The sequence below is a fragment of the Capnocytophaga sp. oral taxon 863 str. F0517 genome, from assembly GCF_000466425.1.
Taxonomy (GTDB): Bacteria; Bacteroidota; Bacteroidia; order Flavobacteriales; family Flavobacteriaceae; genus Capnocytophaga.
Genome location: NZ_KE992141.1, coordinates 1 through 2,385, shown reverse-complemented (window position 1 = coordinate 2,385; position 2,385 = coordinate 1). Strand labels below are relative to the sequence as shown.

2 protein-coding genes and 1 pseudogene are annotated in these 2,385 nt (G+C 29.9%); all 3 read left to right on the top strand.

Going from position 1 to position 2,385, the window contains the following annotated elements:
- Nucleotides 1-202: 202 nt before the first annotated feature.
- The 3 genes and pseudogenes from HMPREF1551_RS06160 to HMPREF1551_RS06150 all read left to right on the top strand — a co-directional run bounded on the left by HMPREF1551_RS06160 (nucleotide 203) and on the right by HMPREF1551_RS06150 (nucleotide 1,892).
- Complete coding sequence (locus tag HMPREF1551_RS06160; RefSeq protein ID WP_021628208.1) at nucleotides 203-853, top strand: SH3 domain-containing protein; 651 nt, start codon at nucleotides 203-205, stop codon at nucleotides 851-853.
- Between the two features lie 185 nt (nucleotides 854-1,038).
- Nucleotides 1,039-1,236, top strand: a pseudogene (locus tag HMPREF1551_RS14500) (IS1595 family transposase); the annotation flags it as partial.
- A 281-nt stretch (nucleotides 1,237-1,517) separates the two neighbouring features.
- A complete protein-coding gene (locus HMPREF1551_RS06150; protein WP_021628206.1) occupies nucleotides 1,518-1,892 on the top strand; it encodes a hypothetical protein in 375 nt (124 codons plus the stop codon).
- The last annotated feature ends 493 nt before the right edge of the window (nucleotides 1,893-2,385 follow it).

Sequence of the window (2,385 nt, the reverse complement as noted above, 5' to 3'; positions counted from 1 at the left end):
TTGCGAAGAATAGCTAGCTTCTTTAAAGTGGGAAAAAGGGTATTGATGCCGTTGGCTGTTTAACAACAGTTAGTGGTAAGGACAATACACTTATAGAAAACTTATTCAACTCTATAAAATACTGGGATAATGTGAAAATAATTCTTGAAGAAAGAGAAGTAGAGGAATCTAATTGGAATAACAAAAATATAGGAGAAACAAAATGGACTGGAAAATTATAATACTTTTTTTAATAGTAACTTTTAATAGCTATAGTCAGGAAGATAAAGAATTAATAACTTTTTTGTATCATAATGCAGAAAAAATAGATATTGAAGATGATGATTTTACCAATATCTTATCAGAATGGGATTTTCGGAATTTATATTTGTCAAAAATGATAAAAATAACATTTGGAGATAATGATACAACAGCTCGTAAATTAAAAATATTAGAAAAGATCAAAGATAGTTTTTATAAACATGCTCTAAATGAAGTGAAAAATGAATATAGAACATATAATAATATTTCAGGACCCTATTTCGTTTATCTTGTAGAAAAAAAAGACAAAGAGGTCAAGGGAATATTAGAAAAGATTATAGCAGATACTACTATGAGACATGACAATAGGGAAGAGTTAAAATCTTTCCTAAAAGAATATGATACTTACTATTATATTAATGGAAAGAAAAGAAATATAGAAATAAAAAAAGAAGCAAATTCATCTTCCTATACTATAAGTAAGATAAGAAACGGAGAAGAAGTAAGAGTAGTTGAAGATGGAGACGAAGGCGATTGGTTATTAATTATAACAACAGATGGAATAAAAGGATATATTCATAAAAATAATATAAAAATAGAAATCAAACAATGAACAATCTACTCACCCATTATCTTGTGAATTGGATAGACGGAATGAAGCTAAGCAGCAGCCATTTTATTGCTGTGCAGGACTTTGTAACTGATAGCGTTAGAGATGCCATAGCCCTGCAAACCACAGACCTTAACTATGGCTTCAACCTGTGGCTGGGATTCGGTAAAGATGCACGTGCTGATGGATCACTATTTCATAGACTAAAATTTGGGTTACGTAAAGTATTTTTTATATGTTTTGAAATGACAACTACAACTAAAGGGTTATCAGCCTCACAAGTTGCTCGTCGTTATGAAATTAGTCGACAGACTGCACATTATTTTATGCAAAAAGTCCGTGAAGCTATGAAATCCAGTGAGTCACACAAAATGAATGATAGCGTTTAGGTTGATGAATTTACCATAGACCAATATTTAGCGGAATATAGTTTTAGAATTAATCGTTTACAAAATAAAGATACTATCTTTAACAAATTAATGAAAAGAGTTGTAGAGCATTCTCCCGTTTTCCAAAGTCAATTAGTATGTAGCTAAATAGACACCTCAAAAACATTATTTACGCAAGTAAGGGGGGAAGTAATTGATAAGGAATGAGCGACACGCTCTTATTGTAGTAGGCACGAGCTACAAGCTCGCGCCAGCAGGGGAAACTTTTTACTATTCCATTGTCTCAAGATGAATATAATAGTCTTATTGAAGAGACAGAGAAAATGCGAGAAAGTATTATAGCTGCTTGGGCAATAAAGGATACAAATTACAATCTTTTTATCAATACAACTTGTACATCAATTGCCAAGCAAGTTTTAAACAAAGTAATACCTAATAAAATACCTCAAAAAGCAAGTTGTTCTATACTCCTTAAGGGTGCCTATTTGGGAGATCTTATAAATCCTTATGCTTGGTATGATAGCTTTAAATCTTCTCAATGGGCATATACAAAGAAATTCGTACCTGCTAATAAAAATTTATGGGATCAAATTATGAAATCTTGTGAAGAGGGGAATTTTGAAATAGATGAGTATTCATATAAAATTGAATAGAATATGATTGTTTTACAATATACTGTACTGATAAGTTGCCTTGCAGGGTATGCGATAACATTCGACACAAAAATCCCTAAGAAGACATTTATGTTTATGAATATATTTACATTAATAGTTTGTGTAATATCAATAGCTGAAACGTATTATATAGAATGTAATACTGAGAATGAAACTACAATCCCCTTTTTGCTTATTTTTGCTGTAATAGTTCCTTGCATAATTACATTGATAACATTTCTATCTTTATCAATATATTTATCAAGCATTACAAAAGAGAAAAAATATTTGTTGAAAAGTATTCTTATATGTTTAGCTTTTGTAGTATTATTAATTTATACACCAGAACTACTAATTTTATTATTCAATTTATAAGTTGGTAGTTGAACCTGCCCTTTCAAAATAATTGAAGTAAATAACATCTATTTCCAAAAATATTTTATTGAGGTGTCAAAGTATTTTCATATATTTGCACTCTGAAAATGAATGTATT